Below are 23,062 nucleotides of genomic sequence, written 5' to 3'. Positions count from 1 at the left end.
GGACAGGCACGTCAGCCCTTGCGGCTGGCGATCCAGTGGTCCACGCGCCGCTCGAGAAGGTTCAGCGGCAAAGCGCCGCCGCCCAGGACGGCGTCGTGGAAGCCGCGGATGTCGAAGCGGTCGCCGAGCTCGGCTTCCGCCTTGCGGCGCAGCTCCTGGATGCGCAGCATGCCGATCTTGTAGGCCGTGGCCTGGCCGTGCCAGGTGATGTAGCGCTGGATTTCCGAACGGATCGCCGCCTCCGGCGTGGCCGAGTTGGCGGTGAAATAGTCCACCGCCTGCTGCTCGGTCCAGCCCTTGGCGTGCAGGCCGGTGTCGACCACCAGGCGCACCGCGCGCCACAGCTCCGACGCCAGGCGGCCGTACTCCGAGTAGGGGTCCTCGTAGGTGCCGGGCATCTCCCGCGCCAGCCATTCGGCATACAGCCCCCAGCCTTCCGAATAGGCGGTGGAGCGCGCCTGGGTGCGGAACTCGGGCACGCCGGTCAGTTCCTGCGCGATCGAGATCTGCATGTGGTGGCCCGGCAGCCCCTCGTGGTACGCGATCACCTCCAGCTCCGGCTTCGGCATCGCGTTCATGTCCGACAGGTGGGCGTAGTACACGCCCGGCCGGGAGCCGTCGGCGGTGCCGGGGAAGTAATGCTGTGCCGCGCCGGGCTGCTCGCGGAACGGCTCGACGCGCTTGACCACCAGGTCGGCCTTCGGCAACAGGCCGAAGTACTGCGGCAGCACCTTCTTGATGTTGTCGATGGCGCGGGTGGCATCGTCGATATAGGCCTGCCGGCCTGCGTCGGTGTCGGGATACTTGAACTTCGGATCGGTGGCGATGTGGCGGAAGAAGGCCTTGAGGTCGCCCTCGAAGCCGACCCGCTTCATCACCGCCTCCATCTCGCCGTGGATGCGCGCGACCTCGTCGAGGCCGATCCGGTGCACCGCCTCGGCATCGAGATCGGTGGTGGTGTGCATGCGCAGCTGGTTGGCGTAGTAGGCGGCGCCGTCGCGCTGGGTGCTGCCCACGCCGGAGGGGTTCTCCAGCGCGTTGGCGCGATCGGCCTCGGCCCAGGCGATCAGGGCGTCGTAGGCCGGCTTGATGTTGTCCAGCAGGGCCTGGCGCGCTTCGTCCCTGAGCGCGGCCGCGCGCGCCTCGTCGATCGCGCTGGACTTGACCAGTCCATCGGCCTTGGCCTGCAGGTCGGCCCGCAGCGCCGAATCGGCACCCTCGCCGAAGGGAGCGCCGGTGACGACCGCGCGTGCCTCGGCCAGCACCCCATCGTAGGCGAAGCGCGGCATGCGGTAACCGTCGCCGGCGTTGCGGCGGGCCAACTCCAGCATCTGGCCCATGGCGCGCCTGGCCTCGACGAGGCGCGCGATGTAGGCGCGGTAGTCGGCCTCGTTCGCGACCTTGTGGAAATTGATCAGGAAGGTCGGCAGGAACGACTGCGCCCCCTGCATCTGGTTGAAGACGTAGACGTTGCGGCGGAAGCGGTTGGCCGCCGCCGCGTTCTCGTACTGCAGCTTCCACAGGTCGTAGGAGAGCCTGGCCTCGTCGTCGAGCGCGTCGCGGTCGAACGTGGCTTCCATTTCCTCGACCGTGGCCTTCTGCCAGGCCAGCTGTTCGTCCTGCGCCTGTTCGGACATGTCGTCCAGGCGATCGTAGAGTTCCTTGCGCCCCAGGAAGGTGAGCGCGATCGGGCTGAAGCGCAGCTGCTGCTCGTACTTGGCCTCGAACCAGGCGTTGAGGCGCTGGCTCTCGCCCTGCGCGGCCTCGCTGGCGACGGCTGGCGCAGCGGTCTGCGCGAGCACCGGCGCGGACAGCGCGAGCGCGAGGGACAGCGCGAGGGCGCGGAGGGGGGCGGGCCTGTGCATCGGGCGACTCCGGATGGGATGTCCGAAGCATAGGCGCACGCTGCCGCCTCCGCCATGCGACCGATGGCAGGGGAGGAGCGGAAGAGCCGATGGGGTCCGCGTGGGTGCGCGCTGCGGCGCGCGGGTAGGTTCCGGCGGCGCCGGAACTACTTCATGCGGTAGGTGATGCGACCCTTGGTCAGGTCGTAGGGGGTCATCTCGACCTTGACCTTGTCGCCGGTCAGGATCCGGATGTAGTTCTTGCGCATGCGTCCGGAGATATGCGCAATGATTTCGTGGCCGTTCTCCAGCTTGACCCGGAACATGGTGTTCGGGAGGGTCTCGGAGATCGTGCCTTCGAATTCGATGACGTCGTCTTTCGCCATTCGTCCTGTTGCCGGTGGTTGCGGCGTGCCACTGCCGCGAAAATAAGCGCGGCATTCTGACATGCGCGCCGCCGGGGTGCAAAGCCGGCCCCGGGCCGGGTATTCATGTTCCCAGCGTGCGCAGCGGGATCGTGCCGAATTCCTGCGTCCATGGGCCCGGCGGCACCGGCGCTTCCACCAGCGGCGCGATGGCCTCCAGGAAGCGCTCGCGCGGCATGCGCGCGGCGCCGAGGAACAGCAGGTGCGGGCTTTCCACCTGGGCGTCGACCAGTGGCCAGCAGCGGTCGCGCAGCCAGCCGGCGAGCGCCGCCAGCGCGGCGGTCGATCCGCCGGAGGCGGCGCTGAACATGCTTTCGCCGAAGAACATCCGCCCGACCGCGACCCCGTAGATCCCGCCCACCAGCGGGGCGTCTTCCGCGTCGCTGGCATAGACCTCCACGCTGTGGGCGTGGCCGAGCCGGTGCAGGTGCAGGTAGGCGGCCTGCATCTCCGCGGTGATCCACGTGCCGGCCTGGCCGCGGCGCGGAATCCGGGCGCAGCGCTCGATGATGCCGTCGAAGGCGGTGTCGGCGCGGGCCACCCAGCCCGAGCGGCGCAGGCTGCGACGGAAGCGCGAGGACAGTCGCACGCCATCGGTGCGGAACACCGTACGCGGGTCGGGCGACCACCACAGGATCGGCTGGCCCTCCGAATACCAGGGAAAGATCCCCTGCCGGTAGGCGTTGAGCAGCCGGGTGGGCGACAGGTCGCCGCCGACCGCCAGCAGCCCGTCGGGCAAGCCCGGCATCCGCCCGGGCGCCGGGAAGGGCGCGCCGGGGTCGTCATCCAGCCAGGGAATCTGAAGGCTCACCGCCGCATTGTAGGCGGCGCGATCGCGCCGGCAGCCGCCCTGCCGGCCACCGGATCCTGTCCGCCGCCAGCTCCGCGCGGGCGCGCAGCGGGACGCGGCGCCCCGGACTAGTGCGACCGGAAAGGACCGCGCCGGGCGAGCCACCCGGCGTGCTGGCGGACCGCCGCGCGCTCCTGCGCGCACCAGTCGGCGATGGCCTCGCGGAAGCGCGGGTCGGCGATCCAGTGGCGGCTGCGCACCGGCGTGGGCAGGAAGCCGCGTGCGATCTTGTGCTCGCCCTGCGCGCCGGGTTCGAACGCGCGCAGCCCCTCGCGCAGGCAATACTCGATGCCCTGGTAGTAGCAGGTTTCGAAATGCAGGCCCGGCAGCTGCGCCAGCGCGCCCCAGTAGCGTCCGTACAGCGTGTCGCGACCGCGCAGGCACAGCGCGCCGGCGACCGCCTGGTCCTGTTGCATGGCCAGGACCAGCACCAGTTGCCGGGGCATCGTCCGCGCCAGGTGCCGCAGGAAATCCAGGGTGAGCGCCGGCGAATTACCGTACTCGGCGAAGGTCTGCAGGTAGCACCGGTGCATGGTCGCCAGGTCCGCGGCGCTGGCCTCGTCGCCGTGGACGATGCGGAAGCTCACGCCCGCGCGGACCACCTTCGCCCGCTCCTGGCGGATGTTCTTGCGGTGCTTGTGGTCCATCGCGGCAAGGTAATCCTCGAAGCTCGACCAGCCCGCGTCGTTGCGCCAGTGGTACTGCAGGTCGGCGCGCTCGATCCAGTCGGCGCCGAAACCGCCATCCTCGGCTTCGGGGTGGAAGTTCACGTGCGCCGAAGACAGCCCCAGGCGCCCGGCCTCGTCCGCCAGCGCTCCGGCCAGTGCCGTGCGCAGCGCCGGTTCCGGCGCCAGCAGCCGCGGTCCGGTGACGGGCGAGTAGGGCACCGCGCACAGCAGCTTGGGGAAATAGTCCAACCCATGCTGCGCATAGGCGTGGGCCCAGGCGTGGTCGAAGACGAACTCGCCGTGCGAGTTGTGCTTCAGATACGCCGGCGCCGCCGCCAGCAGCGTCTCGTCCTCCCACAGCGCGACATGGTGCGGGACCCAGCCCCAGTCTTCGCGCAGGCAGCCGGCCTGCTCGAGCCCGGACAGGAAGGCATGGGCGACGAAGGGATTGCCGCCATCGTGCAGGCGATCCCAGGCGTCGGCCGGGATGTCGGCGAGGCGGCGATGGATCCGGACCTCGTCCATGCAGGTCGCCGCGCCCGCCGTGCCGGCGGGCGCCGGTCAGGCGCCCTTGTCCAGGAACCGTTCCGCGTCCAGCGCGGCCATGCAGCCGAAGCCGGCCGAGGTGATCGCCTGGCGGTAGACCTGGTCGGCCACGTCGCCGGCGGCGAACACGCCCTTCACCGAGGTCTCGGTCGCGCCGCCGGCCAGTCCGGAGCGGATGTCCAGGTAGCCGTTGTTCATGGCCAGCTGGCCCTCGAACAGGGCCGTATTCGGCGTGTGGCCGATCGCGACGAAGAAGCCGTGCACGTCGATGTCGCGGGTGCTGCCGTCGAGCACGGACTTCAGGCGCATGCCGGTCACGCCCGCCTCGTTGCCCAGCACCTCGTCCACGGTGTGGTGCCAGACCGGCTCGATCTTGCCGGCCGCGATCTTGGCGAACAGCTTGTCCTGCATGATCTTCTCGGCGCGCAGCGTGTCGCGGCGATGCACCAGGTAGACCTTGCGCGCGATGTTGGACAGGTACAGCGCTTCCTCGACCGCGGTATTGCCGCCGCCGACCACGGCCACGTCCTGGTCCTTGTAGAAGAAGCCGTCGCAGGTGGCGCAGGCGGACACGCCGCGGCCCTTGAACGTTTCCTCCGACTCCAGCCCGAGGTACTTGGCGGTGGCGCCGGTGGCGATGATCAGCGCGTCGCAGGTGTACTCGCCGCTGTCGCCGACCAGGCGGAACGGACGCTGCGACAGGTCGGCGGTGTGGATGTGGTCGAACACCACCTCGGTCTCGAAGCGCTCGGCGTGCGCCTGCATGCGCGCCATCAGGTCCGGCCCCATCAGCCCGTGCGCATCCCCCGGCCAGTTGTCGACCTCGGTCGTGGTCATCAGCTGGCCGCCCATCTGCAGGCCGGTAATGACCACGGGCTTGAGGTTGGCGCGGGCGGCGTAGACGGCGGCGGTCCAGCCGGCGGGGCCGGAGCCGAGGATGATCAGGCGGATGTGCCGGGGCGCGGAAGGGGCCATGTATACTCGCGAAAGGATGGAGTTGCGGCGTAACGAAGCGCATAGCTTGGCGGCGTGGCGGCGGCAACACAAGGCGCGCGCGCCCGCCTGCGGCGGAACGCAGCGTCCAGCCGCGCGGCGCATCCACGCGCCGCGCATCGCAAACCCGTGCAACGCCTGCGCGGGTTTTTTCATGCACGGCCGCGACGGCCGTTGACGGGAGCGACTGCCATGCGCATCGGCGTGCCCAGGGAAACCAAGACGCTCGAGGGCCGGGTGGCGCTCGTGCCCGCCGCCGCCGGCGATCTTGTCCGGCGCGGCCATGAGGTGTGGGTGGAGCAGGGCGCCGGACTGCGCTCGGGGTTCGCCGACGCCGAGTACGCGCGCCTGGGCGTGCGCATCGCCGCCGACGCGGCCCAGCTGTACGACCGCGGCGAGCTGATCGTCAAGGTCAAGGAGCCGATCGGGGGCGACCTCGCGCTGTTGCGTGAACACCACCTGCTGTTCTGCTACCTGCACCTGGCGCCGGAGCCGGTGCTGACCCGGCGCCTGCTGGACATCGGCCTGACCGCGGTGGCCTTCGAGACCGTCGCCCTCGACAGCGGCGAGCTGCCGCTGCTGGCCCCGATGTCGGTGATCGCCGGGCGCATCGCGGTGCAGGTGGGCACCCACTACCTGCACCAGCCGCTCGGCGGCAAGGGCGTGCTGCTGGGCGGGCTGCCGTCCACTGCGCGCGGCAAGGTGGTGGTGTTCGGCGCGGGCCAGGCGGGCGGCGCGGCGGCGGCGCTGGCCGCGGCCGGTGGCGCCGGCGTGGTGGTGTTCGAGAAGCGCCAGGACCGCCGCGACGAGATGATGCGGCTGGGCCACAACGTCACCACGCTCTATCCCTACGACGACCTGGTCGCGCGCGAGGTGGCTTCGGCCGACCTCGTGGTCGGGGCGGTGCTGGTCACCGGGGCGGTGGCGCCGCACGTGCTCAGCCGCGACATGGTGGCGGGGATGGAGGCCGGCAGCGTGCTGGTCGACATCTCGATCGACCAGGGCGGCTGCTTCGAGACCTCGCGGCCCACGACCTGGGCCGAGCCGACCTACGTGGAGGAGGGCGCGATCCACTTCTGCGTCACCAACATGCCCGGCGCGGTGCCCCGGACCTCGTCCCAGGCCATCTGCGCGGCCATCCTGCCCTGGGTGGACCGGCTGGCCTCGGGCGACTGGCGCGACCACCCGCCGCTGCTGCGCGGCATCAACGTCGAAGGCGGGCGGATCGTGCATCCAGCCCTGCAATCGACGGAAGTTTGAATTAAGATCAAGGCATTGTGTCGGTTTGCTAAGGCAGTGGATGACGGTGGCTCGGGCGATTCCTGAACGCGGCAAGCGGCAGCGCGCGACGGCCAGGGAGGCCGCGCCCCCCGATCCGCGTCGCCAGCGCCTGCTGCGCGACATCGCGATGATCCTCATCGCGCCTGTGCTCCTGTACCTGCTGGTCTGCCTGGCCACGCATTCGCCGGACGACCCGGGCTGGTTCGTGGCCTCGGGCGGCGGGGTCGCCACCGAGCTGCACAACGCCGGCGGCCCGGTCGGCGCGCGCATCGCCGACATCCTGCTCGGATTGACCGGCTACGTGGCCTACCTGCTGCCGCTGATCCTGGGCGCGATCGCCTGGATCGCGCTGTTCGGCATGGACTCCGACGGCGACGGCCGCGTCGACTTCGGTCCGGCGCTGCGGCTGGTGGGCATCGTCGGCTTCGTGGTAGCCGGCACCGGCATGCTGTACCTGCGCCTGGGCAACGTCGAAGGCATGCCCCAGGGCGGCGGCGGCATCCTCGGACGCCTGGTCGGCAACTCGCTCGACCGCGGCTTCGGCGCGATCGGCGGCAACCTGTTCCTCCTGGCCCTGCTGCTGGTGTCGGTGACGCTGGCAACCGGGCTGTCGTGGCTGGCGGTCGCCGACCGCATCGGCGGCTGGGTGCTGGCCGCGCCCGAACTGCTGCGTCGTGGCCGCAAGCAGGCGGCCGAGCGCATCGAGGCGCGCGAGCGCCGGGTCGAGCGCGAGGAGGTCCGCAAGGTCGAGACCGAACTGCGCGCGAAGCGCGAGAAGGTGAAGATCGAACCGCCGCCCGCGCCGGTGGTGGAGAAGAGCGAGCGCGCCAGGCGCGAGCAGCAGATCCCGCTGTTCCACGTGGCCGACGGCTCAGGCGTGCCGCCGCTGGCCCTGCTCGACGATCCCAAGCCGCAGCCCAAGGGCTACGACGAGGACACGCTGGAAACGCTGTCGCGGCAGATCGAGTTCAAGCTCAAGGACTTCCGCATCGACGCGCAGGTGGTCGGCGCCTATCCCGGCCCGGTGATCACCCGCTTCGAGATCGAGCCGGCGCCGGGCATCAAGGTCAGCCAGATCAGCTCGCTGGACAAGGACATCGCGCGCGGACTGTCGGTGAAGTCGGTGCGCGTGGTCGACGTGATCCCGGGCAAGTCGGTGATCGGCCTGGAAACGCCGAACACGCACCGCGAAATGATCTACCTGTCCGAACTCCTGCGCTCGAAGGAGTACGACAAGTCGGCCAGCCCGCTCACCCTGGCGCTGGGCAAGGACATCGCCGGCCGCCCGACCGTGGCCGACCTGGCACGCATGCCGCACCTGCTGGTCGCGGGCACCACCGGCTCGGGCAAGTCGGTGGCGGTCAATGCCATGGTGCTGAGCCTGCTGTACAAGGCCTCCGCCAAGGACCTGCGGATGCTGATGATCGACCCGAAGATGCTGGAGCTCAGCGTCTACCAGGGCATCCCGCACCTGCTCGCGCCGGTGGTCACCGACATGAAGGAGGCCGCCAACGGCCTGCGCTGGTGCGTGGCCGAGATGGAGCGGCGCTACAAGCTGATGAGCGCGGTGGGCGTGCGCAACCTGGCCGGCTTCAACAAGAAGGTGCGAGACGCGCAGGAGGCCGGGCAGCCGCTGCTCGACCCGCTGTTCCGCCCCAATCCCGAGTCCAGCGAAGTCGCCGAGCCGCTGGAGACGCTGCCCTTCATCGTCATCTTCATCGACGAATTCGCCGACATGATGATGATCGTCGGCAAGAAGGTGGAAGAACTGATCGCGCGCCTGGCGCAGAAGGCGCGCGCCGCCGGCATCCACCTGATCCTGGCCACGCAGCGGCCGTCGGTGGACGTGATCACCGGCCTGATCAAGGCGAATATCCCGACGCGCATCGCCTTCCAGGTGTCGAGCAAGATCGACTCGCGCACCATCCTCGACCAGTCCGGCGCCGAGACCCTGCTCGGCCACGGCGACATGCTCTACCTGCCGCCCGGCACCGCCATGCCCGAGCGCGTGCACGGCGCCTTCGTCAGCGACGAGGAAGTGCACCGCGTGGTCGAGCACCTCAAGCAGAGCGGCGGCGGACCCGACTACATCGAGGGCGTGCTGGACGAGTCGCAGACGATGTACGACGGCACCAGCGTCGGCGCCACCGGCCTGCCGGAAGCCGGCGGCGGTTCCGGCGACGAATCCGATCCGCTCTACGACGAGGCGGTGAAGATCGTCACCGAGACGCGGCGCGCCTCGATCTCCGGCGTGCAGCGCCGGCTCAAGATCGGCTACAACCGCGCCGCGCGCCTGGTCGAGGCGATGGAAGCGGCGGGCGTGGTGTCCGCGCCCGAGCACAACGGCGACCGCGCCGTGCTGGCGCCGCCGCCGCCGAAGTAGGCGCTCCGAGGGTTCCGCCCGTCGCCCCACGGCAGCCGGTTCCGCGGCCGCTTTGGCGCAGGAGCCTGAACGCGCGCCACCGCTGCGGCGACCGGCCCGCCGCGCGGTTTGCGTCTCTATCGGCACCTGGATGGGCGAAGTGCGTGTTCAGCTTCTTCTTTGCAGACTTGCGCCACCCATTCCCGAGGACGCGTCCATGATCCGCACCCACCGCTGGCTGTTCGCCGCCGTCGCCCTGCTGGCAGGAGTCGCACACGCCGGCGCGCGCGAGCAGCTCGACAGCTTCACCAAGGGGCTGACCGGCCTCGACGGGCAGTTCACCCAGCAGGTGCTGGACGAGTCCGGGCACGTGCGCGAAAGCTCCAGCGGCCGCGTCGCGCTGTCGGCCCCGCGCCTGTTCCGCTGGGAGTACGAGAAGCCCTATCCGCAGCTGATCGTGGCCGACGGCAAGACCGTCTGGGTCTACGACCCTGACCTGGAGCAGGTGAGCCGCCGGCCGCAGGGCAGCGCCGAGCAGGACAGCCCGCTGGCCGCGCTGATCGACCCGGCCCGCCTGGACCGCGACTACCTGGTCGAGGACGCGGGCGAGTCCGATGGGCTGCAGTGGCTGGTGCTGCGCCCGAAGCAGGGGGCGGAGGACGCGCCGTTCCAGAGCGCGCGCCTGGGCATGGGGTCCAGCGGCCTGTCCCGGATGGAAATCGTGGACGCGCTGGGCCAGCGCACCCGGATCAGTTTCAGCGGCTGGAAGCGCAACCCGGGCTTCGAGCGCGGCACCTTCGTGTTCAGCCCGCCCGCGGGCGTGGACGTCGTGGGCGAAGGCTGAGGCACGGGTACCCGGTGGACAGGCGCGCGCCAGCCCGGACCACGAGCGGCATCGTCCACGCAATGGGCGGGCTGCTGCTGGTCGCGGGCCTCGCGATCGGCCCTGTTTCGGCGCAGCCGGCCGCCGTCCCGGCGCGGGTGTCGCCCGCCAGCCCGGCGCCCGCGCCCCGGGCGGCGGCGACGAGCGGCGACGAGACGCTCGACAACGCCGTGGCGGCCGTGGTCGTCGCGGCGCTGGCCGAGCAGATGAACACCGCCTCGATCGAGGCGAGCATCGATTCCTACGAGGTCGCCATCGCCAGCGTGCGCGACCGCACCGTCAGCGGGCAGGGCCGGATGCGGCTGGGCGGGGACGAGGAGTGGATCGGCTTCCGCTACAGCACGGTCTACGACACGACCTTCTCCAGCGCCGGTTATCCGCGCCTGACCATCGGCGGCGTGTCCGCCGGGGAGCGCGAAGTGCCCAACGATGCCGGCCTGGTGCGCGAACTGGAGGACCGGGTCGCGCTGGAGCTCGACCGCCAGTTCACCGGCCGTTCCGCGCGGCTGCAGCTCGACGACATCAGCACGGTGCAGGGCGGCGGCCGGCTGCTGCGCATCAATGCGCAGGGCATCGCCGACTTCGGGCTGGACGGCAGCACCCCGGTGCGGATCGAGGCCCTGTACGACCATGTCGCCGGCGCCTGGCAGCGGGTGAATTACGAACTCGGGGTGGCGGCGCGCTGACCGCGTCCGGTGTCCGCCTGCTGCGGGACAGGGCGGCCCACGGAGGACCGGTGATCCGCGAGGCGGACTAGCGTTGCCGCTCGCGGTCGCGCGGGTTGTCGGCCCGTTCGCGCCCGCCTGCAAATGCGAACAGGCGGACCAGCCGCGCGGCCAAGCGCCTGATGCCTTCCATCGATCGCGCATCGGCCGTCGCCGCGTGTCGCCCTTGCGTGATCGCGCCGGACGCGGGCGCCCGGGCGGGTGAAGCCGAAGTCGGCGACACCGCCGGTCGCCCCACGGGCGCAGGGGCCGCGACCGGAGGCGCCAGCGGGGCGCTCCCGCCACGCCGCAGGCGTTGGCCCGACGCCGGCGCCATGCCGAAGCCGGCGCGCAGCCAGTTGTTGATGGGGCCGGCGGTCAGGCGTGGATCCCAGCGCGCCTTCGACTGCGCGTACATGGCCTCGAGCAGGCCGTCGAACCCATCGAGGCCCAACGACGCGGCGTAGCCCTCCAGGTCGCGCCGTGGGTCGGGAAACGCGGGGGCGGTGGTGGTCGCGCCCTGGTCGCCAGTGGCCGTCCGCCACTGCGACAGTGAAGTGGCCGCACCGTTCAACAGGAACGGCTGCTGCGCCGCGCCGGCGTACCGGTTGCTGCCCGAGAACGCGAAGCCGCCACCCTCCAGCCGGATGGCGGGGTTGTCGCCGGGGTTGTGCACGATGTTGTCGCGGTAGGCGCTGGCGGCGCCGACGGCGAGCCCCACCGCCGGCGAGCTGCGGCTGGCCTGCAGGTTGGCGAGCACGTTGCCGCTGACCACGAGGTCCCGCACGCGCGTGCCGGCGGTCCTCAGTCCCCGGGTGTTGCCGATGCCCGAGCGCTGGTGGACCAGCAGGTTGCGGTCGATTTCGCCGCCCAGCCAGTCCTGGGCCTCGATGCCCCAGGACAGCGATCGGTTGGTGGGGCGCGCGCGACCGATGTCGGTCAGCACGTTGTGCCGGATCACCACGTCCTGGAAGCGGTCGGCCCCGGCCGAATTGCCGCCGATGCTGATGCCGATCTCGCCCTCGGCGTAGAGATTGTCGTCGATCACCACCGCGCGCGAGGGTTCCCCGGTCGAGGCGGTCCACTTGCTGCCGATCGAGGAGGCGCGCAGGAACAGGTTGCGCTGGAACACCACCCCGTTGGCGGAACTGAAGTAGGTGTTGTGGTTGAACATGGTCGCCTGGCCTTCGGCCTGGGCGTTGTTGCCCTCGCGCGACTGGATGCGCCAGCCGTTGTGGTCGAACAGGTTCTCCTGCAGCAGGACGGCCGGCTGCACCGGCTGGCCTGCGCCGACATGGTACATGCCCTGGGCGTGGCCGCCGGTGGCGTAGTTGCCCGAGATGATGCTGCGGCGGACCACGAAGCGGGTGATCGGCGCGTTGCCGCTGCTCGAGCGCGAACCGGTCAGCACGTTGTTGGAGTAGGCGCGGAACACGCAGTCCTCGATCAGCACGTCGCGGACCTGGCGGCGGTCGCCTTCCGGCCGGGTGAACACGCTGATGCCGCTGGAGCCTTCGAAACCGGTGAAGTGCGGCCCCGCGCTGTCGCGGGTGTGGGCCCAGAAGCGGATGCCGACGATGGCCACGTTCACCAGCGAGACGTTGCCGATCCCCTTGTCCGCGCCGGTGCGCAGTTCCGGCCGCGCGCCGCTGCCCCAGGGCGCCACCACCGCGCGTGCTTCGGGCGAGCGGCCGCGGCGGATGTCCAGCCGCTCGTTCCAGACCCGGCCGGCGCGCAGCAGCAGCCAGTCCGGCTGGTCCTCGCGCAGTCCGGCCTGGGCGGCGGCCAGGGTGCGGAAGGCGCGGATGGTGCCGCGCGGCGATTGCGGATCCGTCCCCACCGCCGGATCGCCGGGCAGGTAGATCGCGCCGGTGGCGTCGTTGCCCTGCTGCGAATCGACGTAGACCAGGCGGCTGTCGGAGGCTGGCGACAGGCGGGTCCAGCCCGCCTGGTCCTGCGGCGGCAGGCGGAAGTCGGCCACTCCGATCGGATCGGCGGCCAGCGCGGCGGCCGGGAGCAGCAGGCAGGCCAGCGCCAGCAAGGCCACGAGCGGAAAGGCGGAACGCAGGGAAAGACGCCAGCGGCGCGCGGGCAGGTCGTGCTGGGACATCCGATATCCTCTGGCAGACGGGACGGCCAGGCGCTGCCTGGCGCGGTTCCCCCCCGGCTCCGTGCCGGCCGACCTTACTGCACCGCAGGGGCCCGCGTCACGCTGGGACCGACCCGCGCGGGCGTCGGTCGTCGGGGGCGCGTGCGGGTTCCGCGCGGCAGCTTCAGCCGCCGCTTGCTATGGTGCGCACCCCGGTTCCCGCTCCCCCCGAACGACGTGCCTCGCGCCAGGACCCCATCGCCAGACCCCGGCGGCGACCTGCTCGATACCGACCGCAGCGCGCTGCGACCGCTGGCCGAGCGCATGCGCCCGTGCACCATCGAGGAGATGGTGGGCCAGCGCCGGCTGGTCTCGCCCGGATCGGCGCTGCGCCAGTCGATCGAGACCGGCGCGGTGCATTCGATGGTGCTCTGGGGCCCGCCGGGCTGCGGCAAGACCACGCTGGCCCTGCTGCTGGCCCGCTATGCCGACGCGGATTTCCGCTCGGTCTCGGCGGTGCTGTCGGGGCTGCCCGAAGTGCGCCAGGTGCTGGCCGAGGCCGGGCACCGCTTCGCCGAAGGGCGGCGCACGGTGCTGTTCGTGGACGAGGTGCACCGCTTCAACAAGGCGCAGCAGGATGCCTTCCTGCCGCACATTGAACGCGGCACGATCGTCTTCGTCGGCGCCACCACCGAGAACCCTTCGTTCGAATTGAACTCGGCGCTGCTGTCGCGCTGCCGCGTGCACGTGATGGAGGCGGTGTCGGCCGAGGACATCCAGTCCGCCCTGCAGCGGGCGCTGGAGGACAGCGAACGCGGGCTGGGCGGCCGCGGACTGCGGATCGCAGACGAGCAGCTGCTGCTGATCGCCAGCGCCGCCGACGGCGACGTGCGCCGCGGTCTGACCCTGCTCGAGATCGCCGCCGAGCTGGTGGGCGAGGGCGGCACGATCACCACCGACGTGCTGGACCAGGTGCTGGCCGACCGCACCCGCCGCTTCGACAAGGGCGGCGAGCAGTTCTACGACCAGATCTCGGCGCTCCACAAATCGGTGCGCAGTTCCAATCCCGACGCCGCGCTGTACTGGCTGGCGCGCATGCTCGACGGCGGCTGCGATCCCGTCTACCTGGCGCGGCGCCTGACCCGTATGGCGGTGGAGGACATCGGCCTGGCCGATCCGCGCGCGCTGCAGATGTCGATCGACGCCTGGGACACCTATGAGCGCCTCGGCAGCCCGGAAGGCGAACTGGCGCTGGCCCAGGTGGTGCTCTACCTGGCCAGCACCGCCAAGTCGAATGCCGCCTATGTCGCCTTCAAGGCGGCGCGCCGCGACGTGGCCGAATACGGTACCCAGGAAGTGCCGATGCACCTGCGCAACGCGCCGACGAAGCTGATGAAGCAGCTTGGATACTCGAAGGGCTACCAGTACGACCACGACAGCGAGGGTGGGGTGGCCCTGGACCAGACCGGTTTCCCCGACGCGATGGGCGAGCGCACCTACTACCAGCCGGTGGAGCGGGGCTTGGAGCTCAAGCTCAAGGAAAAGCTCGACGGGCTGCGGGCCGCGCGCGCGGGGCGCCGTCGTCCCGCACGCGGCGGCAAGGAACCGGGCTAGGCGGCCCGTGCAGCGGCACCGCTGCGTTCCGCGCATCGACCTCCCCGTCTTCACCCGGTTCCGGCAAAGATGGCGGTTTGCTGCCAGGGGGTAGGGGATGGCCACCAGACGAAAGCCGGGCAAGTGGACGCTGATCGCCGCCGCCGTGGCGGTGGTGCTCGTACTGGCGTGGGGCGCTTCGCGCCTGCGGGGGCCGGCGCTTCCCGGCTACGAGGTCGTCCGGGGCCCGCTGGTGCAGAACGTGGTGGCGACCGGGCGCGCGGCCGCACTGTCGCGCGTGCAGGTCGGCGCCGAGATCGCCGGCCTGGTGCTGGAGCGTCGGGTGATGGAAGGCGACCGCGTGGCGCCCGGCGACGTGCTGGTGGTGCTGCGCGCGCAGGATCTGGAAGCCCGCCGCGACGAAGCGCGTGCCGCGCTGGCCGCACTGCGCGAGGCCGAGCGGCCGGATGCCGAGGCGCGCCTGCGCCAGGCGCGGGCCGACCTGGCCCAGGCCGAGCGCGACCTCGCGCGGCGGCGCGAACTGGGCGAGCGCCAGCTGGTCGCGCGCGAGGACGTCGAACTGGCCGCGCAAGCCGTGGTGGCCGCGCGCGCCGCGGCCGACCAGGCGCGCATCGCCGTGGCCGCGCTCGACGGGGGCGCGCGCGAGGCGCAGGCGCGCGAGCGCCTGGCGGCGGCCGAGGCCGACGTGGCGCGCGCGGTGATCCGCGCCACCGTCGCAGGCACCGTGCTGGTCCGCAGCGTCGAGCCGGGGGACACCGTCACGCCCGGCCAGGTTCTGCTCGAGATCGCGCGGGACGCGCCCGGCGAGGTGCTGCTGGCGCTGGACGAGAAGAACCTCGACCGGCTCGAGGTGGGGCAGTCGGCGACCTGCATCGCCGACGCCTTCCCCGGGCGACCGTTCGCGGCCACGGTCCACCACGTCGCGCCGGGCGTGGATCCGGCGCGCGGCACCATCGACGTGCGCCTGCGCATCGATCCCGAAGCCGACTTCGTGCGCCCGGACATGACCGTCACCGCCACCATCCTGACCGCTCGCAGCGACGCGGCGATCGCGATCCCCGACGATGCGCTGCTCGACGCGCGGCCCGGCGCGGAGCAGGCCGCCGTGCTGCGCGTACGAGGCGGCAGGGTCGAGCGCGTCCCGGTGCGGCTTGGCCTGCGCGGGCTGGCGATGAGCGAGGTGCTGGAGGGACTCCAGGAAGGAGACCAGGTGGTCGCCGCCGGCGCGCTCGAACCCGATGCGCTGCCCGCGGATGGCGACAGGGTCCGGATCGAACTGCAGGACGCGCCCGAACCCGGCGACGATCGCCAGCGCGGAGAACTGCCGGTGCAGCTCGACTGATCGATGTGGATCGAATCCACCATCGCGATGCGTTTCCTGCGCCACGGCCGGGCGCAGACGCTGCTGATCCTGTTCGGCATCGCCGTCGGCGTGTCGGTGATCGTATTCGTGACCGCGCTGATCGCGGGGCTGCAGGCCAACATCATCGATCGCACCCTCGGCACCCAGTCGCACGTGCGCGTCGAGGCGCCGCGCGAGGTGAACCTAGTCGCGCCGGCGCCGGGCGGCGCGCGCCAGCTGGTGCTGGAGGACCCGCGGCCGCAGGCGCTGCGGCCGATCGACAACTGGCTGCAGGTGCAGGACGTGCTCGACCGCCTGCCGGGCATCACCGCGGTCTCGCCGCTGGTCTCGGGACCGGCCTTCGGCCGACGCGGCGAGGCGGTGCAGTCGGTGGCCCTGGTGGGCGTGGACCTGCCGCGCTACCTGCGGGTGATCCCGCTGGACGAGAACATGGTGGAAGGCCGCCTGGAGGTGGGCTCGGGCAATGCGGTGGTGGGCCGCCAGCTGGCGGAGGACCTCGGGCTGCGGCTGGGCGGCAAGCTGCGCCTGGACACCGGCAACGGACGCGAGGCCGTGGTCAACGTCGCGGGCATCTTCGAGCTGGGCGTGCGCGAGCTCGACGCGCGCTATGTCTATCTCGACCTCAAGCAGGCGCAGTCGCTGCTGTCGCTGCCCGGCGGCGTGACGGTGATCGACGTGACCGTGGAGGAACTGTTCGCCGCCGATCGCACCGCCGCGCGCGTGCGCGGACTCACCGGGCTCAAGGCCGAGAGCTGGATGGAGAGCAACGCCCAGCTGATGAACGCGCTGAGTTCGCAGAGCCTGTCGACGCGCATGATCAGCTTCTTCGTCGCGGTCTCGGTGGCGCTTGGCATCGCCAGCGTGCTGGCAGTCAGCGTGGCCCAGCGCACGCGCGAGATCGGCATCCTGCGGGCCATGGGGACGCGGCGCGCGCAGATGCGGCGCGTGTTCCTGATCCAGGGCGCGGTGCTCGGGCTGGCCGGTTCGCTGATCGGCGCGCTGTGCGGGCTGGGTCTGGTGGCCGCGTTCAACAACTTCGGGCCCAAGCTGTTCACCATCCCGCTGCCGCCCGCCCTGGTGCCGGCGGCGATGGCACTGGCGACGCTGGCCGGCATGGGTGCGGCCTACGTGCCGGCCTCGCGCGCCTCGCGCCTGGATCCGGTGGAGGCGATCCGTGGCTGATTCGCGCGAGGTGCTGCGGCTGGAGGGGCTGCGCAAGTCCTACAACATCGGCCAGCCCAACGAGGTCGAGGTGCTGCACGGCATCGACCTGCGCCTGGACAGCGCCGACTTCGCCGCGCTGGTGGGGCCGTCGGGTTCGGGCAAGAGCACCCTGCTCAACCTGATCGGCCTGCTCGATTCGCCCACCGCCGGCGAGCTGTACCTGCGCGGCGAACCGACCCGCGACATGGACGACGAGGCGCGCACCGCCCTGCGCGGGCGCCACATCGGCTTCGTGTTCCAGTTCCACCACCTGATCGGCGCATTCAGCGCGCTGGAGAACGTGCTGATGCCGTGGATGGTGGCCAACGGCAAGCCGGACCGCGAAGTGACCGACGTCGCGCGCGGGCTGCTGGCCGACGTCGGCCTGGAGAAATACCTCGACCGCCGGCCCGACCAGCTCTCCGGCGGCCAGCAGCAGCGCGTGGCGATCGCACGTGCGCTGGTCACGCGACCGGCCCTGCTGCTGGCCGACGAGCCGACCGGCAACCTCGATACGAAAACGGCGGCGGAGGTGTTCAAGCTGCTGCGCCGTTTCAACGAGTCCCACGGCTGCGCGGTGCTGGTCGTCACCCACGACCCGCGCCTGTCCGACACCTGCGACCGTGCGATCCACCTCGTAGACGGCCGCGTCGTCTCCGACGAGCCCCGGCCTGGTCCCGGCGGCGCGACGTCCGGGGATTGAAAGGGTGCCGGGAGAGGGCCTCGCGCGGGCATTGCCGGGCAAGACCACGCGCAAGCCGGTCGCGCGCGGCGATGCGACCCTGTCCCGGGGAAATCGGACCGGGCGCGGCAGGATCGTGCGGCTGCAACGCCGCAAAACCGTACCTGGCGACAGCGCCTGGAAACGCGAACGCCCCGCTGGAGCGGGGCGTTGGTGGCCTTGCGCGATGGACGCGCGCAGCAAGATGTGGTGGGCGGTGCAGGGTTCGAACCTGCGACCCTCGCCGTGTGAAGGCGATGCTCTACCGCTGAGCTAACCGCCCGGTTCCGGGCTACCGATGGATCGGAGGCCGCCGTCGTTCCCGGAGGAGGACGGTGAAACGGGACGCGAATTCTACGTGGGAGGGCGGGGCCGGAGCAAGCCTCCCGGCACCGGCCGCGATCATGCCGGTGCGCCGCGGCCCATGGCCGGGCCTCAGACGGGATAGGCCTGGATCAGTTCGTCGAGGTGCCGGCGCTCGCCATCGCGCAGGAAGGGAGAGAGCAGCATCATCACCTGGACGATGCCTTCGCGGATCGCCAGGCCTTCGTTGCGGTCGCCGCGGATCGCGGCGTAGTTGAGCCAGAACGTGGCCAGGACCAGCAGGTTGGTGGCGGCCGCGTCCATCTCGGCGGGCGAGGCGCGGATCACGCCGGCCAGCGACAGGCCCTGCATCACCGTGTGCGCGCGATCGTCGGCGCGCTTGAGGATGCGCGCGAAGCGGAGCCGCAGGCGGCGGTTGCGGCTCAGGATCTCCAGCAGGTCGCGGTAGAAGAACCGGTATTCCCAGATGCATTCGAACACCTGGTGGAGCTGGGTCCAGATGTCCTCCAGCCCGGGCAGCCGGCCGTCGGGCGGGGTGAGCACAGCGTCCATGCGCGCTTCATAGCGGCCGAACAGCTGCTCGATGATGTCGTCCTTGTTGCGGAAGTGGTAGTAGAGGTTGCCGGGGCTGATCTCCAGCTCGTCGGCGATGTGGTTGGTGGTAACGGTCGGCTCGCCGCGCGTGTTGAACATCGCGAGCGCGCAATCGAGGATCCGCTGGCGCGTATCGCGGGCCATCGGCGTGCGGCCGCTCAGCCCCTGAGGCTGGCGACGAGGTCGATGTACTGCTGCTGCGCGACGTCGCGCGGGGTGCCCTTGAGCCGGCTCCAGGCCTCGTACTTCGCGGTACCGACGAAGTCGAAGAAACCAGGCTTCTCGCCGCCGATGTCGCCTTCCGAGCCCTGCTTGTAGAGCGCGTACAGGCGCAGCAGCGTCTCGTTGTCGGGGCGCGTGGGCAGCAGCTGCGCCTCCTTCGCCGCCTGTTCGAATGTCAGCCTTCCGCCGGTCATTTCGCCACCCGCATCCAACCGGCGGTCATGACACCACGGCCCCATGGGGTGGTCAACACGCGACGCGCGAGCCAGCTCAGTACGAGCGGCATTGGCGGAAGCGTACCGTCGCTGTGCTTCCCGGCGGCGGGGTGAGCTGGATGCGCGAAGCGGCCAGGTCCTCGTAGCGCTCCACCAGCGGGCAGATGCGCGAGAACGGATCGTCCTGGACCGAGGCGAGGAACACCTGCAGGGTCGATTCGCTGGACCAGGTCGCGCGGTCGACCTCGGGCAGGGTCGAGACCGCGGCCGCCACGTCGGCGCGCTGCTGTTCGATGTCCTGGGCGACGGGGGGCGCGGCCGGCGCTTCCCCGACCGGTTCCTGCGGGGTTGCCGCGGCGGGCGCGGAAGGCGCGTCCGCCGCCGGTGCGGCAGGCGATGCCTGCGCGGCGGCCTGCACGGGCACGCTCGCCCCGGGCGGTGTCGCAGCCGAGGGGTCGGGCGGCGACGGCGGCAGGGCCAGCCACACCGCGACCCCGGCCAGCAGGGCCAGCAGCCAGGACAGCAGGACCCGCTGTCGCGCCGCCTGCAGCGCCTTCGCGCGGATCCCGGCCAGCTGCTCGGCCGGCAGGAAGTCCCGCAGCTGCGGCCACAGCGCAGGGCCGTCGAGCAGTTCGATGCGCTGCAGCGCGGCCACCGGGCGGGCGTCCTCGGTGATGCGGCCCTGGGTGACGAGGAAGCCGCCGGCGGCGCTCTTGAGTTCGATCGCGCGCGCCAGCTCGTTGACGGTCAGCCGGCCCAGCACGAAGGCGCTGCCGTGCTTGCACGAGAGCAGCCAGTGCTCGCCGTCGCGCTCGAGCACGTAGTCGCTGTCGCCGGAGGGATTCTCGGCGTCCACGGCGCGCGCGAAGCCGCGCCGCGCCAGCGCGTCGAGCACCATGTGGATGAAGGTGCGCCACGACACGCCGGACAGGGCCTTGATGCCCGCCTGCGTCTCGTCGCGGCGCAGCTGCACGCCGAGGAAGTGGGCCGTGGCCATGCCGCCGACCAGCAGCGACACGCCGATCGCGATCAGCCAGTTGGACATCGGTTACTTGGGCTCGGGAGGGCGCGCAAAAGGATAACGGAATCGCCCGGTTGCTCCGGGCCCGCAGGCGTGTGTTTCGCGCCCGTGGACGCGACCGCCGTCCCAGATGCGCGCGTGGACGCCAGCGGTCGCCGGTCTGTTCAGGCCGCGACCCCGTCGCCGAAGCGTTCGGCCAGCACGCGGCGGATCTCCGCCTCGATCGGCCCCTTCATCGCCGACAGCAGGAACCCGAGGTTGGCGGTGACGTGGACCTGCCGCGGCTCCAGCGCGATCCGGCCGGTCACGCCGGTGCGCGAGAAATGCAGCGTGTCCTCCTCCCAGTCGCAGGCCACGTCGAAGCGCGCCGACAGGCTCTGCGCCACCTGTTCGACGGCCTGGCGGGCCTGTTCCATCGGAAGCGAGTGCGAGTGGCGGATATCGATACCGGACATGGAGTGCGCCTGCAGGGGAGGATCGCCATTCTGCGCCGGGACGATGAACCGGGCCAAGCATCCGCGCGGTGCGCGCATGCTAGATTGCCGCGCCATGGAGTCCGTGAGATTGCGAATCGGCACCCAGCAGCGCGACGACCGTCCGCTGCCCGTCGGCGTGCACGGCATCGCGCGGACCGGTCCGGGCCGTATCGAAGTGGTGGAAGGCGGCGGCGACTGCCCGCTGCGCCTGTGCGTGGACCGGCGCGGTGTCTGGCTGAACGTCGACACGGGCGCGCCCGGCGTGCACGTGAACGGACGCCACGTCCGGCGCATGGCGATGCTGCGCGCCGGCGACGCGATCTATGTCGACGGCGTCGAACTGCGCCTGGTGTCGGCGCAGCCGGTGCAGGTGCCCCCTGTCGGGGAGGAAGCCGGCCCGGCGGAAGACATGCCGAACCTGCGCGTGGTGCTGCGCGGCGTCGGTGGCCGCTTCCACGGCCGCTGCTTCACCCTCGAGCGGCCGCGCCTGGTGGGCCGGCACGTCGACGCGGACATCCGCATCGACGATCCGGCTTTCGCCGACCGGCATGCGCGCCTGGAGCTGGTGGGCGAGCAGGTGGTGCTGCGCGACCTGGGGTCGGCCGAAGGCAGCGTGGTCAACGGCGAGGCCGTCCGCGATGCCTGGCTCGAAGCCGGCGACCAGGTGGTCTTCGACGGCCACCACCGCTTTGTCGTGGAAGCGCCGCGGCGCAGGCCGCGTGCCCCGGAGGAGGCCGCGACCGGGGCCGTGGCGGAGGAACTGCCCGCACCCGCGCAGGGTCGCGCCAGCCGGCTGCCTTGGCTGCTGCTCGCGGCGGCGGCGCTGGCGCTACTGCTGGCCGCGCTGTTCCTGTTCGGACAGGGCTGAGGCACCGTCCTTCCCTACCGCGGGGCGTGGCGCCGCGCGGGGAGGCGACGCGCCCGGCACCGGTCGCCTGACCCGTTTCCAGGCTCGCCATCCCAGCAGCACGGCCAGGATCGCGGCATAGAGCAGCGGCTCGCGGTAGTCGGATTTCACGATCCACCAGAAGTGCAGCACCGCCAGCACCCCGATCGCGTACACCAGCCGGTGCAACTGCCCCCAGCGGCGGCCCAGCCGGCGCATCCAGCCGCGGGTCGAGGTGATCGCCAAGGGGACCAGCAGCAGCCAGGCGGCGAAGCCGACGGTGATGTAGGGGCGCTTGACGATCTCCTCGAACACCAAGGTCCACCAGCCGCGCAGGTCCAGGACCAGGTAGGCGGCGAAGTGCAGGCTGGCGTAGGCGAAGGCGTACAGGCCCAGCATGCGCCGGAACTGCAGCAGTACCGGTCGGCCGGTGAGCTGGCGCAGCGGGCTGACCGCCAGGGTGAGCAGCAGCAGGCGCAGCGCCCACAGGCCGAGCGCGTGCTCGATCGCCGCGACCGGGTCCGGCCCCAGCGCGTCGATGTCGGCCTCGGTCCAGACCAGGCGGATGCGCCAGGCCAGCAGCGCCATCGGCGCCAGTGCCAGCGCGTGGAGCGCGGCCTTGGCGGCCACCACGCCGCGGTTCGAAACCGCCATCGTCCGCCCCGGCCTCAGGCGCGCCCGCGCAGGTTCAGTACCACCGCTTCAGGTCCATGCCCGCGTACAGCGACGCCACCTGGTCGCCATAGCCGTTGAACATGCGCGTGGGGATCCGGTCGGCGAACAGGCGGTTGCCGGTGCCGGCGATGCGGCGCTCGCTCTTCTGGCTCCAGCGGGGATGGTCGACCTCGGGATTGACGTTGCTGTAGAAGCCGTACTCGCGCGGCTGCAGCCGGTTCCAGGCGGTCGGCGGCATGCGTTCGGTGAAGCGGATTTCCACGATCGACTTGATGCTCTTGAAGCCGTACTTCCACGGCACCACCAGGCGCAGCGGCGCGCCGTTCTGCTGCGGCAGCGGCTTGCCGTACAGGCCGGTGGCCAGGAACGCCAGCGGATGCATGGCCTCGTCGATGCGCAGGCCCTCGCGGTAGGGCCAGTCGATCGACCGGAAGCGCAGGCCGGGCATCTGCGCCGGATCGGCCAGCGTGGTGAACGCGACGTACTTCGCCTTGGACGTGGGCTCGAAGCGGCGCAGCACCGGGGCCAGCGGCACGCCCAGCCATGGAATCACCATCGACCAGCCCTCGACGCAGCGCAGGCGGTAGATGCGTTCTTCCTCGGCAATGCCCTTGAGCAGGTCGTCGAGCGCGATGGTGCCGGCCCTGGCGCATTCGCCGGAAACGGCCACGCTCCAGGGCGAAGTGCGCAGCGTTTTCCGCGCGCGCGAAGGATCGGCCTTGTCGGTGCCGAACTCGTAGAAGTTGTTGTAGCTGGTGACGTCCTCGTAGCGCGTCTGCGCCTCGTCGGTGCGGAATCCCGAACGCGCCTGCGCGGGGGTGACCGTCGCGGTGGAGGGCGGGGCCTCCGCTTCAGCGCATCCGGCGAGCGACAGCAGCGGGGTGCCCGCGAGCGCGCCAAGCAGCCTGCGCCGGTCGCGATAGACGGTTTCATCGGTAACGTCGGACGCGGGGACCGCGAGCACGCTGCGCAGGGACATCGGTGGTTTCCTCCGTAAGCGTGGCTTGGACGCCCGATGGGTGGAAAAGTTGCGGACCGGGCGCAGGATTCGCTGTTGCGCTGCGGCATACTAGACCTCTTCATTCCACCGATCCGTGAAGCAC

Annotated in this window: 21 protein-coding genes and 1 tRNA gene; 9 read left to right on the top strand and 13 right to left on the bottom strand. The window is 71.3% G+C overall.

The annotated features are described in order from the left end of the window. Positions 1-11 precede the first annotated feature (11 nt). The 5 genes from ACFQ2D_RS03055 to trxB all read right to left on the bottom strand — a co-directional run bounded on the left by ACFQ2D_RS03055 (position 12) and on the right by trxB (position 5,308). Positions 12-1,865 carry a DUF885 domain-containing protein gene (locus ACFQ2D_RS03055; protein WP_280940950.1) on the bottom strand — a complete coding sequence of 618 codons (1,854 nt, stop codon included), beginning with the start codon at positions 1,863-1,865 and terminating at the stop codon, positions 12-14. A gap of 146 nt (positions 1,866-2,011) precedes the next feature. Next, positions 2,012-2,230 (bottom strand): translation initiation factor IF-1, encoded by a 219-nt coding sequence (infA, locus tag ACFQ2D_RS03050; protein WP_112926214.1) that lies wholly within the window; start codon positions 2,228-2,230, stop codon positions 2,012-2,014. A gap of 103 nt (positions 2,231-2,333) precedes the next feature. Further along, entirely contained in the window at positions 2,334-3,080 is a 747-nt protein-coding gene (gene aat, locus ACFQ2D_RS03045) for a leucyl/phenylalanyl-tRNA--protein transferase (RefSeq protein WP_280940951.1), read from the bottom strand. A 107-nt stretch (positions 3,081-3,187) separates the two neighbouring features. After that, a complete protein-coding gene (locus tag ACFQ2D_RS03040) occupies positions 3,188-4,312 on the bottom strand; it encodes a GNAT family N-acetyltransferase (RefSeq protein WP_280940952.1) in 1,125 nt (374 codons plus the stop codon). 36 nt (positions 4,313-4,348) lie between these two features. Continuing rightward, a complete protein-coding gene (gene trxB / locus ACFQ2D_RS03035; protein WP_280940953.1) occupies positions 4,349-5,308 on the bottom strand; it encodes a thioredoxin-disulfide reductase in 960 nt (319 codons plus the stop codon). Positions 5,309-5,518: 210 nt separating this feature from the next. Here trxB and ACFQ2D_RS03030 point away from each other — a divergent pair, with 210 nt between their 5' ends. From ACFQ2D_RS03030 to ACFQ2D_RS03015, 4 genes are all read left to right on the top strand, one after another. Then, positions 5,519-6,586: an alanine dehydrogenase gene (locus ACFQ2D_RS03030; RefSeq protein ID WP_280940954.1), complete on the top strand. Its 1,068-nt coding sequence runs from the start codon at positions 5,519-5,521 to the stop codon at positions 6,584-6,586. Positions 6,587-6,632: 46 nt separating this feature from the next. After that, positions 6,633-8,990, top strand: coding sequence for a DNA translocase FtsK (locus tag ACFQ2D_RS03025; RefSeq protein ID WP_280940970.1), 2,358 nt, complete (start codon positions 6,633-6,635; stop codon positions 8,988-8,990). Between the two features lie 196 nt (positions 8,991-9,186). Further along, on the top strand, positions 9,187-9,813 hold the full coding sequence (gene lolA / locus ACFQ2D_RS03020) for an outer membrane lipoprotein chaperone LolA (RefSeq protein WP_280940955.1): 627 nt from the start codon (positions 9,187-9,189) through the stop codon (positions 9,811-9,813). A gap of 62 nt (positions 9,814-9,875) precedes the next feature. Further along, positions 9,876-10,538 (top strand): hypothetical protein, encoded by a 663-nt coding sequence (locus ACFQ2D_RS03015; protein ID WP_280940956.1) that lies wholly within the window; start codon positions 9,876-9,878, stop codon positions 10,536-10,538. Between the two features lie 67 nt (positions 10,539-10,605). Here ACFQ2D_RS03015 and ACFQ2D_RS03010 read toward each other — a convergent pair whose 3' ends face one another. Next, the gene (locus tag ACFQ2D_RS03010) at positions 10,606-12,666 is read right to left on the bottom strand and encodes a hypothetical protein (RefSeq protein ID WP_280940957.1); all 2,061 of its coding nucleotides are present in this window, start codon (positions 12,664-12,666) and stop codon (positions 10,606-10,608) included. Positions 12,667-12,882: 216 nt separating this feature from the next. On the opposite strand from ACFQ2D_RS03010, the gene ACFQ2D_RS03005 reads away from it, so the two are divergent. The 4 genes from ACFQ2D_RS03005 to ACFQ2D_RS02990 all read left to right on the top strand — a co-directional run bounded on the left by ACFQ2D_RS03005 (position 12,883) and on the right by ACFQ2D_RS02990 (position 17,528). After that, positions 12,883-14,259 (top strand): replication-associated recombination protein A, encoded by a 1,377-nt coding sequence (locus ACFQ2D_RS03005; RefSeq protein WP_280940958.1) that lies wholly within the window; start codon positions 12,883-12,885, stop codon positions 14,257-14,259. 97 nt (positions 14,260-14,356) lie between these two features. After that, positions 14,357-15,601, top strand: a complete 1,245-nt coding sequence (locus ACFQ2D_RS03000) for an efflux RND transporter periplasmic adaptor subunit (RefSeq protein WP_386795520.1) — start codon at positions 14,357-14,359, stop codon at positions 15,599-15,601. A gap of 3 nt (positions 15,602-15,604) precedes the next feature. After that, positions 15,605-16,804 (top strand): ABC transporter permease, encoded by a 1,200-nt coding sequence (locus ACFQ2D_RS02995; RefSeq protein ID WP_280940972.1) that lies wholly within the window; start codon positions 15,605-15,607, stop codon positions 16,802-16,804. Next, the gene (locus tag ACFQ2D_RS02990; RefSeq protein ID WP_280940973.1) at positions 16,797-17,528 is read left to right on the top strand and encodes an ABC transporter ATP-binding protein; all 732 of its coding nucleotides are present in this window, start codon (positions 16,797-16,799) and stop codon (positions 17,526-17,528) included. The genes ACFQ2D_RS02995 and ACFQ2D_RS02990 overlap by 8 nt, the downstream gene beginning before the upstream one ends. Before the next feature lie 226 nt (positions 17,529-17,754). On the opposite strand, the gene ACFQ2D_RS02985 is transcribed toward ACFQ2D_RS02990, so the two are convergent. The 5 genes from ACFQ2D_RS02985 to ACFQ2D_RS02965 all read right to left on the bottom strand — a co-directional run bounded on the left by ACFQ2D_RS02985 (position 17,755) and on the right by ACFQ2D_RS02965 (position 20,377). After that, positions 17,755-17,829 (bottom strand) — tRNA-Val (locus tag ACFQ2D_RS02985). A gap of 152 nt (positions 17,830-17,981) precedes the next feature. Next, the gene (locus tag ACFQ2D_RS02980; protein ID WP_280940974.1) at positions 17,982-18,608 is read right to left on the bottom strand and encodes a TetR/AcrR family transcriptional regulator; all 627 of its coding nucleotides are present in this window, start codon (positions 18,606-18,608) and stop codon (positions 17,982-17,984) included. A 14-nt stretch (positions 18,609-18,622) separates the two neighbouring features. Then, entirely contained in the window at positions 18,623-18,880 is a 258-nt protein-coding gene (locus ACFQ2D_RS02975) for an acyl-CoA-binding protein (RefSeq protein WP_280940975.1), read from the bottom strand. A gap of 76 nt (positions 18,881-18,956) precedes the next feature. Continuing rightward, positions 18,957-19,946: a restriction endonuclease gene (locus ACFQ2D_RS02970; RefSeq protein WP_280940976.1), complete on the bottom strand. Its 990-nt coding sequence runs from the start codon at positions 19,944-19,946 to the stop codon at positions 18,957-18,959. A 140-nt stretch (positions 19,947-20,086) separates the two neighbouring features. After that, the gene (locus tag ACFQ2D_RS02965) at positions 20,087-20,377 is read right to left on the bottom strand and encodes a polyhydroxyalkanoic acid system family protein (protein ID WP_280940977.1); all 291 of its coding nucleotides are present in this window, start codon (positions 20,375-20,377) and stop codon (positions 20,087-20,089) included. Positions 20,378-20,471: 94 nt separating this feature from the next. On the opposite strand from ACFQ2D_RS02965, the gene ACFQ2D_RS02960 reads away from it, so the two are divergent. Further along, the gene (locus tag ACFQ2D_RS02960) at positions 20,472-21,266 is read left to right on the top strand and encodes an FHA domain-containing protein (RefSeq protein WP_280940978.1); all 795 of its coding nucleotides are present in this window, start codon (positions 20,472-20,474) and stop codon (positions 21,264-21,266) included. Here the strand turns inward: ACFQ2D_RS02960 and ACFQ2D_RS02955 are convergent. Next, positions 21,228-21,938 (bottom strand): protein-methionine-sulfoxide reductase heme-binding subunit MsrQ, encoded by a 711-nt coding sequence (locus tag ACFQ2D_RS02955; RefSeq protein ID WP_280940979.1) that lies wholly within the window; start codon positions 21,936-21,938, stop codon positions 21,228-21,230. The genes ACFQ2D_RS02960 and ACFQ2D_RS02955 overlap by 39 nt on opposite strands. A 34-nt stretch (positions 21,939-21,972) precedes the next feature. Beyond that, positions 21,973-22,938, bottom strand: coding sequence for a protein-methionine-sulfoxide reductase catalytic subunit MsrP (gene msrP / locus ACFQ2D_RS02950; RefSeq protein ID WP_280940980.1), 966 nt, complete (start codon positions 22,936-22,938; stop codon positions 21,973-21,975). Between the last annotated feature and the right edge of the window lie 124 nt (positions 22,939-23,062).

Origin of the sequence: Luteimonas composti (assembly GCF_042678665.1) — a bacterium.
GTDB classification, from domain to species: Bacteria; Pseudomonadota; Gammaproteobacteria; order Xanthomonadales; family Xanthomonadaceae; genus Luteimonas; species Luteimonas composti.
The sequence above is the reverse complement of the archived record's forward strand: the minus strand, read 5'-3'. Positions and strand labels throughout refer to the sequence as shown.